Origin of the sequence: Streptomyces sp. LUP47B (assembly GCF_001746295.1) — a bacterium.
Classification (GTDB): domain Bacteria; phylum Actinomycetota; class Actinomycetes; order Streptomycetales; family Streptomycetaceae; genus Streptomyces.
Map to the genome: position 1 here is coordinate 40,081 of NZ_MJAH01000012.1, position 16,697 is coordinate 56,777.

At 71.1% G+C, this 16,697-nt stretch carries 13 protein-coding genes; 11 read left to right on the forward strand and 2 right to left on the reverse strand.

The window, feature by feature from the left end; all coding sequences use genetic code 11:
- The first annotated feature begins 157 nt into the window (after window positions 1-157).
- The gene (locus BFN33_RS31810; RefSeq protein WP_069763624.1) at window positions 158-1,942 is read left to right on the forward strand and encodes a S8 family serine peptidase; all 1,785 of its coding nucleotides are present in this window, start codon (window positions 158-160) and stop codon (window positions 1,940-1,942) included.
- A 103-nt stretch (window positions 1,943-2,045) separates the two neighbouring features.
- Here BFN33_RS31810 and BFN33_RS31815 read toward each other — a convergent pair whose 3' ends face one another.
- Window positions 2,046-2,708 (reverse strand): ScbR family autoregulator-binding transcription factor, encoded by a 663-nt coding sequence (locus BFN33_RS31815; RefSeq protein WP_069763625.1) that lies wholly within the window; start codon window positions 2,706-2,708, stop codon window positions 2,046-2,048.
- 146 nt (window positions 2,709-2,854) lie between these two features.
- On the opposite strand from BFN33_RS31815, the gene BFN33_RS31820 reads away from it, so the two are divergent.
- The 4 genes from BFN33_RS31820 to BFN33_RS31835 all read left to right on the forward strand — a co-directional run bounded on the left by BFN33_RS31820 (window position 2,855) and on the right by BFN33_RS31835 (window position 6,542).
- Window positions 2,855-3,781: a ScbA/BarX family gamma-butyrolactone biosynthesis protein gene (locus BFN33_RS31820; RefSeq protein WP_069763626.1), complete on the forward strand. Its 927-nt coding sequence runs from the start codon at window positions 2,855-2,857 to the stop codon at window positions 3,779-3,781.
- Window positions 3,782-3,851: 70 nt separating this feature from the next.
- On the forward strand, window positions 3,852-4,499 hold the full coding sequence (locus BFN33_RS31825) for a ScbR family autoregulator-binding transcription factor (RefSeq protein WP_069763627.1): 648 nt from the start codon (window positions 3,852-3,854) through the stop codon (window positions 4,497-4,499).
- Window positions 4,500-4,565: 66 nt separating this feature from the next.
- Window positions 4,566-5,717, forward strand: a complete 1,152-nt coding sequence (locus tag BFN33_RS31830; protein WP_069763628.1) for a damage-control phosphatase ARMT1 family protein — start codon at window positions 4,566-4,568, stop codon at window positions 5,715-5,717.
- 72 nt (window positions 5,718-5,789) lie between these two features.
- A complete protein-coding gene (locus BFN33_RS31835; RefSeq protein ID WP_069763629.1) occupies window positions 5,790-6,542 on the forward strand; it encodes a class I SAM-dependent methyltransferase in 753 nt (250 codons plus the stop codon).
- On the opposite strand, the gene BFN33_RS31840 is transcribed toward BFN33_RS31835, so the two are convergent.
- On the reverse strand, window positions 6,500-9,709 hold the full coding sequence (locus BFN33_RS31840; RefSeq protein ID WP_141758010.1) for a tetratricopeptide repeat protein: 3,210 nt from the start codon (window positions 9,707-9,709) through the stop codon (window positions 6,500-6,502). The two genes, BFN33_RS31835 and BFN33_RS31840, sit on opposite strands and share 43 nt — an antisense overlap.
- A gap of 279 nt (window positions 9,710-9,988) precedes the next feature.
- Here BFN33_RS31840 and BFN33_RS31845 point away from each other — a divergent pair, with 279 nt between their 5' ends.
- From BFN33_RS31845 to cyc2, 6 genes are all read left to right on the forward strand, one after another.
- Complete coding sequence (locus tag BFN33_RS31845) at window positions 9,989-10,855, forward strand: TIGR03619 family F420-dependent LLM class oxidoreductase (protein WP_069763631.1); 867 nt, start codon at window positions 9,989-9,991, stop codon at window positions 10,853-10,855.
- A gap of 56 nt (window positions 10,856-10,911) precedes the next feature.
- A complete protein-coding gene (locus BFN33_RS31850; RefSeq protein ID WP_069763632.1) occupies window positions 10,912-11,895 on the forward strand; it encodes an ABC transporter substrate-binding protein in 984 nt (327 codons plus the stop codon).
- 66 nt (window positions 11,896-11,961) lie between these two features.
- Window positions 11,962-12,765 carry an ABC transporter permease gene (locus BFN33_RS31855; RefSeq protein WP_079141120.1) on the forward strand — a complete coding sequence of 268 codons (804 nt, stop codon included), beginning with the start codon at window positions 11,962-11,964 and terminating at the stop codon, window positions 12,763-12,765.
- 95 nt (window positions 12,766-12,860) lie between these two features.
- Entirely contained in the window at window positions 12,861-13,610 is a 750-nt protein-coding gene (locus tag BFN33_RS31860; RefSeq protein ID WP_256122920.1) for an ABC transporter permease, read from the forward strand.
- Window positions 13,611-13,648: 38 nt separating this feature from the next.
- Window positions 13,649-14,401, forward strand: a complete 753-nt coding sequence (locus tag BFN33_RS31865; protein WP_069763836.1) for an ABC transporter ATP-binding protein — start codon at window positions 13,649-13,651, stop codon at window positions 14,399-14,401.
- Between the two features lie 131 nt (window positions 14,402-14,532).
- Window positions 14,533-16,692, forward strand: a complete 2,160-nt coding sequence (cyc2, locus tag BFN33_RS31870) for a germacradienol/geosmin synthase Cyc2 (RefSeq protein ID WP_069763634.1) — start codon at window positions 14,533-14,535, stop codon at window positions 16,690-16,692.
- The last annotated feature ends 5 nt before the right edge of the window (window positions 16,693-16,697 follow it).

Genomic DNA, 16,697 nt, shown 5'->3' on the forward strand with positions numbered 1-16,697 from the left:
CGACCACAGCTGACCCACAGGTAACCCCGAACGGGTCATGCGCCTTCGTCCGGCCGGCCGCCGCGCTCCTGGCTTCACCCCCCGCCGCTTCACCGACGAAGCGATTCGACTGCCGCTCCGCGCTGCTGCCCGGAGCGCGGCCACGAAAGGCAAGCCCTTGCGTACCTCCCCCTCCCTCCGGCGGAAGCTGATATCCGCCGCCGCGGTCTCCGCGGCCCTGCTCTCGGTCGGCACGGCCTCCGTCGCCGTCGCCCAGGACGCCCCCGCCCGGGAAGCCGCCGTCCCGGCCGCGCTCACCGAGGCCGCCCCCGGCATCCAGGCAGAGCGCCTCATCGTCGGATACCGGACCGGCGCCGCCGAGGCCACGTCGAACAAGGCCGCCGAGGCCGACGCCGCCGCCAAGGACGCCGACTTCCGGCGCAGACTCGGCACCGGGGCCGCTCTCGTCGACCTGGGCGCCGACCCCAGCAAGGCCGAAGTCGCCGACGCGGTCGCCGAGTTCAAGGCGGACCCGCAGGTCGCCTACGTCGTACCGGACCGTCTGAACAAGCCGCAGGCCGATCCGAACGACACCGAGTACGCCAAGCAGTGGGACCTGTTCGAGTCCACCGCCGGTATGAACGTGCCGGGTGCCTGGGCGACTTCGACGGGCAGCGGCGTCACCGTCGCCGTCATCGACACGGGCTACGTCACCCACTCCGACCTCGCCGCGAACATCGTCGGCGGCTACGACTTCATCTCCGACACCGCGGTCTCGGTCGACGGCAACGGCCGCGACAGCAACCCGGCCGACCCCGGCGACTACTACGCGGCCAACGAGTGCGGCTCGGGCATACCCGCCTCCAGCTCCTCCTGGCACGGCACGCATGTCGCCGGCACGATCGCCGCGGTCACCGGCAACGGCAAGGGTGTCGCGGGCATCGCGTACGGCGCGAAGATCTCCCCGGTGCGCGTCCTCGGCAAGTGCGGCGGCTACGACTCCGACATCATCGACGCGATCACCTGGGCGTCCGGCGGCACCGTCTCCGGCGTGCCCGCCAACACCAATGTCGCCAAGGTCATCAACATGAGCCTCGGTGGCGACGGCGCCTGCACCTCGGCGACCCAGACCGCCATCAACAACGCCGTAGGCCGCGGCACGACCGTCGTCGTGGCCGCAGGCAACGACAACGAGAACGTCTCCGGACACTCGCCGGGCAACTGCAACAACATCATCTCGGTCGCCGCCACCAACCGCGCCGGCGCCAAGGCCTCCTACTCCAACTACGGTTCCCTCGTGGACATCTCGGCGCCCGGCGGCCAGACCAGCACCGGCACCGCCAACGGCATCCTGTCCACGCTCAACTCCGGCCCCTCGACGCCCGCTTCGGAGTCGTACGCCTACTACCAGGGCACCAGCATGGCCACCCCGCACATCGCGGGCCTGGTCGCGCTGGTGAAGTCGGCGAACTCCTCGCTGACCCCGGCGCAGATCGAGACCGCCATCAAGAACAACGCCCGTCCGCTGCCGGGCGCCTGCTCGGGCGGCTGCGGCGCGGGCCTCGCGGACGCGGCGAAGACGGTCGCGGCCGTGAGCGGCGGCGGTACGACGACGGGGACGACCTTCTCCAGCACGACCGCCGTCGCCATCCCGGACAACGGCTCCGCGATCGAGTCCTCCATCGCCGTCGGCGGTCGCGGCGGCAGTGCCCCCTCGGCCCTCCAGGTCGGCGTCGACATCACCCACACCTACCGCGGTGACCTGGTGATCAGCCTCGTCGCCCCGGACGGCACGGTGTACAGCCTGAAGCCGGCGAGTTCCTCGGACTCCGCGGACAACGTCAACACCACCTACAGCGTGAACGCCTCGTCCGAGACCGCCGACGGCACCTGGAAGCTCCGCGTCCAGGACACGGCGGCGCAGGACACGGGCACGCTCAACGGCTGGAAGCTGACCTTCTGAGTGAACTCCCCTGAACGGGTGGGCCGGCCGGTGCGAATGGGGCACCGGCCGGCCCGTCCTGCGTCTGCGTGGGGCCGGGGCCGGCATCTCAGGTCCCTCGGAATCACGCCTCGGCGCCCACCAGTTCACCGCTTTCCACCGACGCCAGCACGCGGGCACCGCGGTCGGGCCGACTGTCGAGACCGATCAGCAGTCCCGGCACCGCGATGCTCGGCAGCAGATGACCCCACATGACGGAGATCCGGTGCCCCAGGTCCTCCCGCCCGTGCAGTGCCCGTGACATCAGCTGGACCCCGGCGAACGCCCCCACCAGCAGGTCCGCGGTGTCCCGCAGCTGAACCGTCGGCAGCAACTCGCCCTGGTCGCGGGCCTGTTGCAGCATCCCCACCAGATGCTCGCTCCACTGCCGGAACGGTCCCGTGTGATCGACACCCGGCGGGGCGCACTGGTCCACCGTCAGCCGGACGCTCCCCTTCAGCAGGGAGTTGGTCCGCAGCCGCTGCCCGAAGACGAACGTCATGTCGACGATCTCCTGCACCTTGCACGGGTGCGGCGGTACGGCACCCAGCGACAACTGCTCGTCGAGCACCGCCTGGGCCAGGGACTCCTTGGAGGGGAAGTGGAAATACAGGGCACCTTTGGTGACTTCGGCCCGCTCCAGCACCATCGCGATGGTGCTCGCGGCGTACCCGTGCTCGTCGAAGACGGCGCCCGCGGCCTCCACGATCGTCCTGCGTGTCCTGATGGCGCGCTCCTGTCTCGCCATAAGAACCCCTCCCATGCGCCGAGTTCGGATCCTGTCCGGTCTCGATCAGGTCACATTGAAAACAGACCGGAATCCCTCGTACTCTATCGCTCACCGGCACGGGCACCTCGCCGTCCGTCATCGCTTCGGAGGAACGAGGGGGAGACATGCCAGAGTTGCGGCAGTTCACGCGGGCCCCGGCCGGCCCAGGGGTGCTGACGGCGACCGTCGCCCGTGAACTCGTGCACCGCGTGGCCGTCGCGGAGGTCCTCCTCACCGGCTGGACCAGGACGGACGCCGACCGGTTCACCATCACCGCCCAATGGCCGCGCACCCATCAGTTACACGTGTCCCCGGACCGCTCGGCATACGAACCGCTGCTGGTTGCAGAAACGGTCCGCCAGTGCGGGGCGCTGCTCGCCCACACGGCGTACGAGGTCCCGCTGGGTCATCAGTTCGTCCTGCGGGAGCTGCGTGTCGACACGCGCCCCGAGCACCTGGCCGTCGGCGCCGCCCCCGCCGAGCCCGTCATCGACATCACGGTCGGAGAGGTCCGCCGCCGAGCGGGGCGCCCGGCCGCCCTGCGCTACGAGGCCGTCGTACGCCTGGGCGGTGAGCGGGTCGCGACCGGCGGTATCGCCGTGACCTGGACGAACGAGTCCGTCTACCGCCGACTGCGCGGCGGACGGACCGCCGACGTCGGCGCCCTGCGGCTGCCCCAGCCGCCCCCCGCGCAGTTGCCGGCCGACACGGTGGGCAGGGCCCTGCGCGCCGACGTGCTCCTGTCACCCGCGGCCCGCCCGGGCCGCTGGCGGCTCCGTGTCGATACCGCACATCCTGTTTTCTTCGATCACCCGCTGGACCACATCCCCGGCATGCTCCTCCTGGAGGCCGCCCGCCAGACCGTACGGGCGCACGGAGGTGACGAGGACCGGGTGCCGGCGTCCTTCCACGCCACGTTTCACCAGTACGCGGAGCTCGACCGGCCGGTCTGGACGGAAGTGAGCGCGGGGGGCGGCGACGACGTACAAGTCGTCGCGCTGCAAGATGAGTCGGTGGTCTTCGAGTGCCGCGTGGGTGCCGCCACACGGTGAGTTATCTTGTACAGGGAGTCAGAAACAAACGGCATGACCCGTTCTTTTCCGTACCAGGAGTGTGCAGTCGATGCCGAGGCAGTTACGCGCTGAACAGACCCGAGCGACGATCCTCACCGCCGCCGCCGATCTGTTCGACCGTCGTGGCTATGAATCGACCAGTCTCAGCGACATCGTCCAGCACGCCCAAGTCACCAAAGGCGCGTTGTACTTCCACTTCGCGGCGAAGGACGATCTCGCGCACGCGATCATGGAGATCCAGTCGCGGGCGTCTCGGCAGGTGGCGGGGGACGTGGACGCCCGGGGGTACACCTCGATGGAGGCGCTGGTCCGCATCACCTTCGGGATAGCGCGGCTGTCGGTCGAGGGGCCGGTGCTCCGTGCCGGACTCCGGCTCGCCACGGGCGGAGTCGAGGTGCGGCCGCCGCTTCGGCATCCGTTCACGGAGTGGCTCGACCTGGCCACCGGGAAGCTGCTGGGTGCGGTCAAGGAGTCCGACCTCCATCCCGACACCGATGTGGACGCGGTGGCGCACTCGCTCGTCAGCTTCTTCGTCGGGACGCGGGTCGTGGGGCGGCATCTGGAGCCGGTGGGGCGGCAGCCGCGGCGGCTCGCGGAGATGTGGCACGTCATGATCCGGGGGCTGGTGCCGGTGCCGCGACGGACGCGGTATCTGGCCCTTGTCAGCCAACTGGAGCAGGAGTCCCGGAGCGGTTGAGCCCCGTTCCGGCCCGTGCCGGTGGGTGGCCGCAGCCCCGCGCTTCCAGATGGCTACAGTCGGGGCATGTCTCCCAGCGCGGCTGTCATCCTCGGCAGTGCACCCGAGTCCTTTCCGTACAGCGTGCTCGCCGAGCGGCACCCCGCCATCATCGGGCAGGTGCGGGAGGCCTTTCCCTACGGGCCCGAGCAGCACCGGGCCCTCGACGCGCTGCTCGACAACTGCACCAAAGGGGTGATCGAACCGCTCCCCGAAGGGGCGTGGGGCGAGTGGGGAATCGACGACCACGTCGGGCAGTCCTGGTTCGACGTGCCGTGGCTGTGGTCCGAGAGCTACTTCTACCGGCGGCTCCTTGACGCCGTCGGCTACTTCGGCGACGGGCCCTGGCGTGGCATCGACCCGTTCCGGCCCTCCAAGCTCGCCGAACTCGACTCCCCGGAGACCGGCCAGGAGCTGGCCGCTCTGGACGAACTCGCCTCCCGGACGGCCGAGGAGCAGGAGGCGGCTCTGCTGCACGGATCGCTGTGGGGAAACCGGGCCGACCTCGGATTCCGGCTCTCCGACGGCGAGGCCGAGAGTCGGGACGCCGTACCGGATCTGGTCACCGACGACAGCGACCGGCTGTGGTCGCTGCTCGACGGTGCCGGCACCCTCTGCCTGATCGCCGACAACGCCGGACGTGAGCTGATTCCCGACTTGCTGCTGCTGGCCCACCTGCTGGAACACGGTCGTGTCGAGCGGGCCGTTCTGCACGTGAAGCCGTACCCCTACTACGTCTCCGACGCGACCACCGCCGACGTGGTCGACGCGCTGCGCCGGCTCGTGCGGGCGCCGGGGCGGGCCGCGGAGTACGGGCGCCGGCTGTGGGAGGCCATGGCCGACGGACGGCTGAGTGTGCGTGCGCACGCGTTCTTCTGCGCTCCGCTGTCCTACGCGGACATGCCGGACGACCTTCGTGCGGAGATCGGCGGGGCCGCGCTGACGGTCCTGAAGGGAGACCTCAACTACCGGCGGCTGGTGGGGGATCGCTGGTGGGCGCCGACCACGTCCTTCGCCGAGGTGACCGCGTACTTCCCGGGCCCGGTCGCCGCCCTGCGCACCCTGAAGTCCGATGTGATCACCGGGCTCGACGGCCTCACGGAGGCCGCGCTGGTCGAGGCGGAGGGGCAGCGCTGGCGGACCGGCGGGACCCATGCGCTCATCCAGGTCCGGCCCTGAGGAGCATAGGATGCCGACCAGTACAGGTGGGCTGCCATACGTCCCGCCGACGGGCAGCGAAAGAGGACGTCATTGACCCCGCGGTACCTGAGCAATCCAGGGGAGCCCGTCTACGACGTGGACGCACGGCGCTATGTCGACGTCACGGACGCCCGTGCCGAGGCCGACCTGCACGACGTGTTCACGGACATCTACCGCACCAACCGCTGGGGTTCCGACGAGACCCGCTCCGGACCGGGCTCCGAGCTGCAGCGCATGAAGCGGGTGATCGGCCAACTCGGCGCCCTCATCAAGGACTTGGGTGTTCGCTCGGTGCTGGACGCGCCGTGCGGGGACTTCAACTGGATGCAGTACGTCGACCTGCACGGCGCCTCCTATCTCGGCGGGGACGTCGTCACGGAGCTCATCACGGCCAACCGCGCCGACCACCCCGGCCCACGGCGCGAGTTCCAGCTGCTCGACTTCACGGCCCAGCCCGTGCCGCGCGTCGATCTCATCGTGTGCCGGGACGCCCTCGTGCACTTCTCCTACCAGCATGTGGTGGAGGCCCTGACCCGCTTCCGGGAGAGCGGTTCGCGCTATCTGCTCACCACGACCTTCTCCCGGACGCCCGCCAACACCGACATCGTGACCGGCTGGTGGCGCCCCATCGACCTGCGCAAGGAACCCTTCGGCCTGCCCGAACCGCTGCGCGTCATCGGTGACGACGAGTCCGACGACTTCTACGACGACAAGGCGCTCGCGCTGTGGGACCTGCGGCAGATCCCCGCGCGTTTCCCGGGCTACGAGCCGGCGGTCGCCGAGTCGGGGTCGCTCGGCGCCTGATCGCCGTCCCTGGGACGCAGACGGGCGAGGGCGTCCCGGGCGGCCAGGGTCCGCGGGTGCCGTGGTCCCAGCACCTCCTCACAGGTCTCCCGCACCTCCGTGAACTCCGCCTCGGCCGCCGGGAGTTCACCCTTGAGGCAGAGCAGATCGGCCAGGTTGTGCCGGACCGCCAGGGTCCCCGGGTGCCGTGGCCCCAGCGTCCGCACGCAGTCCGCGAGCACCGTCCGGTACTCCGCCTCCGCCTGCTCGACGTGCCCGCGCAGATGCAGGACGTGCGCGGCGCCGTGCCGTACGGACAGGGTCAGCAGGTGCTGTTCGCCGAGTACGGTCCGCCGGGCCTCGTACACCTCCCGGAACTCCTGCTCCGCCGCGGCGAACCGGCCCTGGTCCTTGAGCAGGTCGGCCAGGTTGTGCCGGACCGCGAGGGTGCCGGGGTGGCGGGGGCCGAGGGTGTCCACGCAGTCCGCCAGGACCGTGCGGTACTCGGTCTCGGCCCGGTCGGTACGGCCCCGCAGGTGCAGGACGTGCGCGGCGCCGTGCCGCACCGAGAGGGTGAGCAGGTGCTGTTCGCCGAGCACTTCGCGGCGCGCCGCGTACACCTCTCTGAACTCCGCTTCCGCCGCCTCCAGTTGGCCGCGCTCCATGAGCAGGTCGGCCAGGTTGTGGCGGACCTCCAGGGTGTGCGGATGCATGTCGCCGAGCAGCCGGCGCTGGACCTCGAAGACCTCCCTGAACTCGGTCTCCGCGTCGGTGGGCCAGCCCCGGTCGCGCAGCACGGTGGCCAGGCCGTGCCGGGCGGCCACGGTCTCCGGATGGTCCTCGCCGTAGGCGTCGGCGCGCAGCCCGAGCACCGTACGGAACTCGTGCTCGGCCTCCACGAGCAGGCCTCGGTCGCGCAGGACGTCCGCGAGGTCGTGGCGCACGGCGAGGGTGCTCGGGTGGCGCTCGCCCAGTACGTCCGCGCACACCTGGAGCGTCTCCCGCAGCTCCTGCTCCGCCTGCCGGAACATCCCGCGCTCGTGCAGTACCTGGGCCATCTCGTGCCGGGTGACCAGGGTGTCGGGGTGGTTGGCGCCGAGCGTCTCCCGATAGGCGTCCAGGAGCAGGCGGTAGTCCTCCTCGGCCTCCGCGAGCAACCCCCGGTAGCGCGCCATCCAGGCCACGCCCTTGCGGGCCGCGAGGGTCCCGGGGTCGCGCTCACCCAGCAGGGCCCGGCGTGTGGCGTGGACCGCGCGGTACTCGGTCGCCGCCTCGACCGGGCGGCCCCGGCCGTTGAGCAGGTTCGCGAGTGCGTACCGGGCGTCGGCGGTCTCGCCGGCCGCGTCACCGAACAGGGCCCGGGTGTCCTCAAGCACCGTGCGAAGCAGCGACTCGGCCGCCGGAAGCCGACCGCGCAGATGGAGCAAGTGGGCCGCGGCGGACCGTACTTCGAGGGCGTCGGGGTCTCGCGGACCGCACGCGAGCACCACCGGCTCGCACGCCCCCAGCACCTCCTCCGCCCGGTCCAGCCAGCCCCTCTTGATCAGATGCCGGGCCCCGGCCGCCGCCGCCCGCAGCGCCTTCGAGACGAGGTCGTCCTCCGCCTCGTACGGGTCGCCGATCAGGGCCAGCGGGGCGTCGCAGTGCGGCTGCAGCAGCCGCCAGCGCGGCCAGTCGCGCGGGTCGTCCTCGCTCAGCTCGGCGGTGGCACAGACGACCAGGTCGGCGACGACGGCCGCGTACTCCCTCAGGTGCTCGGCGAGGTCACGCTGGAGTCGGCCGGCGTCCCGGACGAGCGGGTGCATCAGCAGGGTGCGGGTGTGGTCGTCCCCGCCGGGCGGAGTGTGCAGCTCGACCAGACCGAAGTCGGCGAGTGAGGTGAGCGCGGTGTACAGCTCCTGGGGGGTGACACCGGGCAGCAGCGACGAGTCCGCGAGCCGGTCGGGGCGTAACAGGGCGAGCAGGGGCACGGGCGCCTCGCCCAGACAGCACAGCAGCCGCATCAAGGGCCGGGCCTGGACGATGCCCCGCCGCTCGAGGAGATCCAGTGACAGCTCCCAGGTGCCGGTCACGGGGACGGAGTAGTTGCTGCCCTGCCGCCCGGGCGGGCGCTCGTCGAGGAGTTCGGTGAAGCGCTCGTCGAGGGCCACGCGGTAGTCGGCGTACGTCCGCACGGTCGTGGTGCCCGGCCACGCGGGGAACGCCGAGGCCGCCGCGAGATGCGAGCCCGCGATGCGCAGCGCAAGCGGCAGCCCGCCGAGCCGCCGGGTCAGCAGCCGGGCGTCCTCACGTGAACCGGCCCGCTCCCCGGCGAGATCCCACAGCACCTCGGTGGCGTCGTCCTCCTCCAGGGCGTCCACCGAGTGCAGCGTCGCCCACGGCCCCCAGGTCGTCGGGCTGCTGTCCCGGCTGGTGATCAGCACCAGTCCTGGCAGCTCCGCGGCGGGCCGGATCCAGCCGGTGCCCTCCGCCAACCGGCCGTAGGGGGCCAGGTGTTCGGGCTCGTCGGCGTTGTCCACCACCAGCAGCCAGGGGCTCGCGGTGTCGCACAGCCGCCGCCACAGCAGGTCGGTCGCGCTCGAACGGCCCGACCAGGCACGGTCGATGAGATCGGCGGGCGTGCCCAGCGCGGCCACCACCTCGCGCATCCCCGCGCTCAGCGCGGCAGGGTTCTTCGCCGTCACCCACCACACGTCGACGTTCAGCGCGGCGGCGTGGGCGGCGATCTCCAGGGCGACCGTCGTCTTCCCGCTACCGCCCATGCCGTGCAGCACCCGCACACCCGAAGTCGGCTTGCCCACAAGCTGCTTGAGCGTGTCCAGGAGCGGCTCACGGCCACGCACCCGGCGGTCGAGCCGGCCCAGCGGCGGCGCGACGGTCAGCGCACCGGGGGCCCGGACGGGCTCCACCGCGGCCGGGGGCTGCTGGATCTGGATGAGGACCGGGCGCGCGAAGCCGGAGAACTCCTGGACGAACTCGGTCAGCAGGCCGGACAGCGCGGGATTGCTGGTCAGCAGAGCACGCAGGGTCGTGTCGAGATCGTCCCGCTGCTCGCGCAGGATGATCTGCTGCCGCCCCGGCGGCGCCGCGTCCAGTTCGGCCCGCGCCCGCTCCAGCCGCTCCACGTCCTCCCGCCGCAGGATCCGCGTGAGCCGCTGCCTGGCCGCCTGCCACGCGTCCGTGGTCATCAGCCCGACCATCGTGCCCGCTGCGGCGGCAGCGGTCTGGGTGAACAACTCTGCCCCGAACACCGAGGACCCCCTGTCGGCACACACCTCTGCGGCTACGTCCGAACCCCTCTCCCGTCTTCAGGTTCTCATGTCTCGTGGGCGCGTAGGGACTTGATCCGGTTGATGAAGTTCGACACGAGCGTTCGGGCCTGTCGACAGAGGGATGAGGAGAGGCCGTCGCCTTGTTGGCCCGGGTGCACCACCCTCTGCCCCCTCACCCCAAGGGAGTCGCACCCCATGCGTCTGGGAGTCGCACCGCACCGCCTGTGGCCCGCGCACGAGGACGAGCTCGACGGCGTCCTCCAAACCGCCCGTCACGCCGAGGAAATGGGCTTCGACCACCTCATCGCGAGCAGCCATCTGCTGGCGGGAGCGGTGGGCGTGACCCCGGATCCGCTGGTCCTGCTGTCCGCCGTGGCCGGGGCGACCACCCGGATCCGGCTGGTGACCAGCGTCCTGATCCTGCCCCTGTACCAGCCTGTCGTCGTCGCCCACCAGACGGCGACGCTCGACCGGCTGTCCGGCGGCCGGTTCACGCTCGGCGTCGGCACCGGCTGGGACACCGCGGAGTTCGCCGCCGCCGGGGTGCCCTTCAGCGGGCGGGGCAGGCGCGCCGACGAACAGCTGGAGACCGTACGGAAGTTGTGGCGCGACGAGGCCGAGGTGCGGCTCGGGGTGCGGCCGCGCACACCCGGGGGGCCGTCCGTCTGGGTCGGCGGCCACAGTGACGCGGCCCTCAGGCGGGCGCTGCGGTACGGCGACGCGTGGCACGGCTCCGGGCTGGACGCGGCCGGAGTCGCCGAGGTGCGGGGCCGGTTGGCGGAGCTCGGGGAGAAGGCGGGGCGGGATCCGGCCAAGGTCCCGGCGCTGACGGAGGGCCTGATGCTCGTACCGCCGGGCTTCGAGGCCGCCGTACAACCGCCCGGACGGCGTCCGTTGGGCGGAGCGCGGCCCACCGCCGAGCGGGTGCGCGAGGAGCTCGGGCAGCTGGCCGAAGCGGGGCTCACCGCCTGTTCGCTGTGGCTGCCGGTGGCCACCGAGGCGCTGCCCGACGCGCTCGGCTGGGTCGCGGAGGAGATCCTCTCGGAGTTCTCCGAAGCGTGACGATTCGGCTGACCTTGATGTAGTGATCATGTCAATAGATCGGTCATCATGCCGGGATGACGTGGGGACTGACGTTACGACCTCGGCGTTCGGGAAGCGGGAAGGCGGCGGCCACCGCGGCCGCCCTCGCACTGGTGCTCACGGCCTGCGGCGGTGACGGGGACTCCACGTCCTCGGACGGCGGGCGTACGACGCTCAGGGTGGCCGCGCTGCCCTTGAGCGACTCCGCCATGCTCTACATCGCCAAGAACCGCGGGCTGTTCGAGAAGGAGGGCCTGGACGTCCGCGTCCAGCAGATCCAGCAGAGCCTCCAGGCGCTGCCCGCCCTGTCCAAGGGCCAGATCGACATGGTCGCGAGCGCGAACTACGTCACCTACTTCCAGGCCCAGGACCAGGGCACCCTCGACATCCGTATCGTCGCCGAGGCGATCAGGGCCGCGCCGCGCATGATGGACGTCCTGGTGCCGAAGGACTCGGACATCAAGACCCTCGCCGATCTCGCGGGCAAGAAGGTCGCCGTCAACGTCCTCAACAACGTCCAGTCGCTGACCTTCAACGAGATCCTGGCGAAACAGGGCGTCGGCCGCCCCGTCTACCGGCAGATCCCCTTCCCACAGATGGGTGCCGCCCTGGACAAGGGACAGGTCGACGCCGTGCACGCGGTCGAGCCCTTCGACAGTTCCATCCAGGACGAGTCGGGGGCCCGGGTGCTGGTGGACGGCTCGTCCGCCCCCGTCGAGTCGATCCCGCTCAGCGGTTACATCACGACGCAGAGGTTCGCCGGGAAGAACGCCGATGCGCTCGCCCGGTTCCAACGGGCCCTCAAGGCTGCCGTCAAGCTCGCCGACGCGGATCCGTCCCTGGTGCGTGAGGTGCTGCCGACGTACACCAAGGTCACCAAGGAGCAGGCGGAGAAGATCGACCTGCCGGTGTACCCGGCCACCATGGACGGAGCGCAACTCGCCCGGCTCACCGAGCTCATGGAGAAACAGAAAATGCTGAAGACGCCGATCGATCCGACCACGTTGCTGGTGAAGTGAGGGGCGTTCGTCGGTGCGGGGCGTGAACGGGGCGCCGTCGAGGCGGGGCGTCAAGGGGCGGTGCTCGTGCGTGGGCTGAGGTCACGTCAGGAGCTGTGGCTAGGGCTCCTCGGTGTGCTGCTCGCGTTCGGCGTGTGCGAGGCGGTGAGCCGGGCCGGTCTCGTCCGCCGCAGCTATCTGCCGCCCGCCTCCGAAGTCCTCGTCCGGGCTGTGGAGTTGACGGGGGACCCGGTCTTCCTCGACGGGATCGGGGTGACCCTGCGGGCCTGGGCGCTGGGCCTCGGCCTCGCCTGCGCGATCGCCGTACCACTCGGCCTGCTGCTGGGCAGCGTGCCGCTCGTCGACACCGCCACCCGGGCGATCGTGGAGCTGCTGCGGCCCCTGCCGTCGGTCGCCCTGATCCCCCTGGTCTCCCTGCTCCTCGGCTCCGGAACCGAGACCGAGGTCGCGCTGATCAGCTACGCCTCGGTGTGGCCGATCCTCTTCAACACCGTCTACGGCCTGGGCGAGACCGACCCTCTCGCCAAGGACACCCTGCGCGCTTTCGGCTTCGGCCGCCTCGCGGTCCTGCTGCGCGCCGAACTCCCCGCCACGGCCCCCTTCATCGCCGCCGGCATCCGCATCTCCGCCGCCGTCGCCCTCATCCTCGCCGTCGCCACGGAGATCCTCTCCGGCTTCGGCGAAGGACTCGGCATCTTCATCGCCCAGGCGGGCCTGGCCACGGACGGCACCAGGGACGTCCTCGCGGGCGTGGTGTGGGCGGGGACGCTGGGGCTCGTCATCAACGGCGTACTGGTGTGGGGCGAGCGACGGCTGTTTCCCTGGACGCCGGAACATCGGGAGGCCGCCGGGGGAGGGGCTCGGGTGTGAGCCGGGAAGCAGAGACCGCACCACAGGGGAGCCCGGCACCGGCCTCGCTTCCCACCCGCGCCCGCGCCGCCGCCCCCACCGTCCTCCTCCGCTGGCTGGTCCTCGTCCTGGCCGTCGGCATATGGGAGTTGGCCGCCCGCGCCCATGGCAGCGTCTACTTCCCGCCCCCGGACCGCATCGCCCGCCACGTCCACGAGCTGTGGTTCGACGGGCCCGCCCGGCATCTCTTCCTCAGCTCGGCCGCGGTGGACGACATCCTGCCCAGCCTCGGCAGGATGACCGCCGGGTTCGCGCTGGCGGCCGTCGCCGGGATCGTGCTGGGGGTCGCGGTCGGCCGCTCGCGGCGGGCGTACGCGCTGACCAACCCCGTCCTCCAGTTCGCCCGGGCCGTCCCGCCGCCCGCCCTGGTCCCCGTCTTCGTCGTGGTCTTCGCGTTCGGCACGCCGATGCAGATCGCCTCGATCGCGTTCAGCGCCGTCTGGCCGGTGCTGATCAACACCGCGGCCGGCGTCCGCAACACCGACCCGCTGCGCCTCGACGTCGCCGCGGTCCTGCGCCTGAACACCGCCGAACGCCTGTGGTTCCTCGTCCTGCCCTCCGCCCTGCCCCGCGTCTTCGCCGGACTGCGCCTGAGCCTTTCCCTCTCCCTGATCCTCATGGTGTTCTCGGAGCTGTTGCCCGGCACCGCGAACGGCATCGGTTTCACGCTCACCGAAGCGCAGACCCGCTCCGACCTGCTCACCGTCTGGGCCGCGCTGGTCCTGCTCGGCGCCCTTGGTTATCTGCTCAACACCGGCCTGCTGGCCATCGAGAAACGACTGATCGGCAGGGGGAGGGCCCCATGAGCCACGCGACCCGCACCCGGGAACAGGGGACCGACCGCATGCTCCAGCTCACCGCGGTCGGCCAGCACTACGGAGACCACCGCGTGCTGCACGACATCACCCTCACCGTCCCTACGGGCCAACTCCTGTGCGTCGTCGGCCCGTCCGGCTGCGGCAAGTCCACCCTGCTGCGCACGATCGCCGGTCTGCTCCCCGCCCGCGAGGGCACGGTCACCGTCGACGGCGCACCGGTCACCGGCGTCCCCGACAGCCTGGCCGTCGTCTTCCAGGACTACGGCCGCTCCCTCTTCCCCTGGCTCACGGTCCGCGACAACGTCGCCCTGCCGCTGCGCCGCCGCGGCCTCGCCCGGGCCGAACGCCGTGCCGAGGCGGACCGCATCCTCGACCGCGTCGGTCTGTCCGGCGCCGCCCGCCGCCACCCCTGGCAGCTCTCCGGCGGTATGCAGCAGCGCGTCGCCATCGCCCGTGCCCTCGTCTGCCGGCCCACCCTCCTCCTCATGGACGAACCCTTCGGCTCCCTGGACGCCCAGACCCGGGAGGACCTGGAGGACCTCCTCCTGGAGGTCCACCGCACCGACGGCACGACCATCGTGTTCGTCACCCACGACATCGACGAGAGCGTCTACGTCGGCGACCGCGTCGTCGTCCTCTCCCCGGGCCCCGGCTCGCGGATCGTCCGGGACCTGCCGGTCCGGCTCCCCGGGCGACGGGACCAGATCGCCACCCGGGGACTGCCCGAGTTCGTCGCACTGCGGGCGGAGGTGGGGCGGGCGGTGCGCGGCGGGGAGTGAAGTCTTCGTGCGTGGAGATCAACGCCACAAGTACCGCCGTGAACTCCCGAGTTCGGTCCGGATTCACGCGATGGTGTGATCATGTGGGCCGCGACGGATGCCTCCGGAAAGCCCTGGGTAGGGCCCGGCTCATGACGCAGCAGCCCTTCGAACTCCCGCACTTCTACATGCCGTATCCCGCGCGGCTGAACCCGCACCTCGACGAGGCCCGTGCCCACTCGACCGTGTGGGCGCGCGAGATGGGCATGCTGGAGGGATCCGGGATCTGGGAGCAGTCCGATCTCGACGCGCATGACTACGGCCTGCTCTGCGCCTACACGCACCCCGACTGCGACGGCCCCGCCCTCTCCCTCATCACCGACTGGTACGTGTGGGTGTTCTTCTTCGACGACCACTTCCTGGAGATCTTCAAGCGCACCCAGGACCGCGCCGGCGGCAAGGCATACCTGGACCGGCTGCCGCTGTTCATGCCGATGGACCTGTCGACTCCGATGCCCGAGCCGGAGAACCCGGTCGAGGCCGGCCTCGCCGACCTGTGGAAGCGGACCGTGCCGTCGATGTCCGCCGACTGGCGCCGCCGCTTCGCCGTCGCCACCGAGCACCTGCTCAACGAGTCCCTGTGGGAGCTGTCCAACATCAACGAGGGACGGATCGCCAACCCCGTCGAGTACATCGAGATGCGCCGCAAGGTCGGCGGCGCCCCCTGGTCGGCCGGTCTCGTGGAGTACGCGACAGCCGAGGTACCGGCGTCCGTCGCCGGCACACGACCCCTGCGCGTGCTGATGGAGACCTTCTCCGACGGCGTCCACCTGCGCAACGACCTGTTCTCCTACCAGCGCGAGGTCGAGGACGAGGGAGAGCTCAGCAACGGCGTCCTCGTCCTGGAGACCTTCTTCGGCTGCACCACCCAGGAGGCCGCCGACACCGTCAACGACGTCCTCACCTCCCGCCTCCACCAGTTCGAGCACACCGCCCTCACCGAGGTCCCCGCGATCGCCCTGGAAAAGGGTCTCTCGCCGGGCGAGCTGACCGCCGTCGCCGCCTACACGCAAGGCCTCCAGGACTGGCAGTCCGGCGGCCACGAATGGCACATGCGCTCCAGCCGCTACATGAACGCCCGCGCCGAGACCACCTCCCCCTGGCAGACCCTGACCGGCCCCGGCACCTCGGCGGCCGACGTCGGTGCCCTGCTCGCCGCGGCCGGCGCCGAGCGGCTGCGCGCCCACACGCATGTGCCCTTCCAGAAGGTCGGGCCGTCCCTGTTGCCCGACTTCTACATGCCTTTCGAGAACGAACTCAGCCCGCATCTGCCCGGCGCCCGCCCCCGTCTCATCGAGTGGACGCATCGCATGGGCATGCTCCAGGAGGGCGTCTGGGACGAGGACAAGCTCGCCGCGGCCGACCTCCCCCTGTGCGCGGCGGGCATCGACCCGGACACGAGCCCCGAGGCCCTCGACCTCAGCTCGGACTGGCTCGCCTGGGGAACCTACGGCGACGACTACTACCCGCTCGTCTACGGCGGCCGCCGCGATCTCGCCGCCGCCCGCCTGACCACACAGCGTCTGTCGGACTGCATGCCCCTCGACGGCGAGCAGGTCCTGGTCCCCGTCAACGCCATGGAACGCGGCCTGATCGACCTGTGGGCCCGCACCACGGCCGAGATGACCCCGGACCAGCGGCGCACCCTCAAGGACGCCGTGAACGTCATGACCGAGAGCTGGGTCTGGGAGCTGGCCAACCAGATCCAGCACCGCGTCCCCGACCCGGTCGACTACCTGGAGATGCGGCGCGCCACCTTCGGCGCCGACCTCACCATGAGCCTGTGCCGGATGGGCCACGGGCCCGCCGTCCCGCCGGAGGTCTACCGAAGCGGACCGGTGCGCTCCCTGGAGAACGCCGCCGTCGACTACGCGTGTCTGGTCAACGACGTCTTCTCCTACCAGAAGGAGATCGAGTACGAGGGCGAGGTCCACAACGCGATCCTCGTCGTGCAGAACTTCTTCGGCATCGACTACCCGACCGCGCTGCGCGTCGTCCATGACCTGATGACCCAGCGCATGCAGCAGTTCGAGCATGTCGCCGCACACGAACTGCCCGTCGTGTACGACGACTTCGGTCTCTCGGAGGAAGCACGGGAGGTCATGCGGGGCTATGTCGCCGACCTCCAGCACTGGATGGCGGGCATCCTGAACTGGCACCGCACGGTCGACCGCTACAAGGCGGACCACCTGGCCCACCGCACCCACGGCTTCCTCCCGGACCGGCCGCCGGCGTTGCCTTTGGCGGGTTGACAGCG

Coding starts and splice junctions, on each gene's coding strand:
- BFN33_RS31815 (WP_069763625.1), bottom strand. CDS start 2,708: ATGGCGAGACAGGAGCGCGCCATCAGGACACGCAGGACGATCGTGGAG.
- BFN33_RS31820 (WP_069763626.1), top strand. CDS start 2,855: ATGCCAGAGTTGCGGCAGTTCACGCGGGCCCCGGCCGGCCCAGGGGTG.
- BFN33_RS31825 (WP_069763627.1), top strand. CDS start 3,852: ATGCCGAGGCAGTTACGCGCTGAACAGACCCGAGCGACGATCCTCACC.
- BFN33_RS31830 (WP_069763628.1), top strand. CDS start 4,566: ATGTCTCCCAGCGCGGCTGTCATCCTCGGCAGTGCACCCGAGTCCTTT.
- BFN33_RS31840 (WP_141758010.1), bottom strand. CDS start 9,709: ATGACCACGGACGCGTGGCAGGCGGCCAGGCAGCGGCTCACGCGGATC.
- BFN33_RS31845 (WP_069763631.1), top strand. CDS start 9,989: ATGCGTCTGGGAGTCGCACCGCACCGCCTGTGGCCCGCGCACGAGGAC.
- BFN33_RS31850 (WP_069763632.1), top strand. CDS start 10,912: ATGACGTGGGGACTGACGTTACGACCTCGGCGTTCGGGAAGCGGGAAG.
- BFN33_RS31865 (WP_069763836.1), top strand. CDS start 13,649: ATGCTCCAGCTCACCGCGGTCGGCCAGCACTACGGAGACCACCGCGTG.
- cyc2 (WP_069763634.1), top strand. CDS start 14,533: ATGACGCAGCAGCCCTTCGAACTCCCGCACTTCTACATGCCGTATCCC.